We start from the raw sequence: 464 nt of genomic DNA, 5'->3' as shown, positions 1-464 counted from the left end.
AGGTCCTGGTCAAGCTGACTCTGATCGACGACCGGGCCGATATGGGTGCCGGCCTTGAGCGCATCGTCGACGACGAGGCCCTTCATGCGCTCGATCGCGGCCTCGACGAAGCGATCATGGATGCCTTCGGTGACGATCAAGCGCGAGGAGGCCGTGCAACGCTGGCCGGTCGAGAAGAAGGCGCCATTGACCGCGGTCTCGACCGCGAGCTTGAGATCGGCATCGTCCAGCACGACGAGCGGGTTCTTGCCGCCCATCTCGAGCTGAACCTTCTTCATCGGGTTGGAGGCGATGCAGGCCGCCGCAACCTTGCGRCCGGTCGAGACCGAGCCGGTGAAGCTGATCGCATGCACATCCTTGTGCTCGAGCAGCGCCTGCCCGACCACCGAACCGCGCCCCATGACGAGGTTCAGCACGCCCTTGGGCAGGCCGGCGCGCTGGATGATGTCGACCAGCGCCCAGGC

1 protein-coding gene is annotated in these 464 nt (G+C 65.9%); it reads right to left on the bottom strand.

Annotation, left to right across the window (positions count from 1 at the left end; translation table 11 throughout):
• A partial coding sequence (locus AB4118_RS34155; protein WP_441493919.1) for an aldehyde dehydrogenase family protein occupies positions 1–464 on the bottom strand: 464 nt, incomplete at both ends.

This window comes from Allobosea sp. 2RAB26, from assembly GCF_052115465.1.
Classification (GTDB): domain Bacteria; phylum Pseudomonadota; class Alphaproteobacteria; order Rhizobiales; family Beijerinckiaceae; genus Allobosea.
Note: the sequence above shows the minus strand (reverse complement) of the source record. Positions and strands in the feature narration are given on the sequence as shown.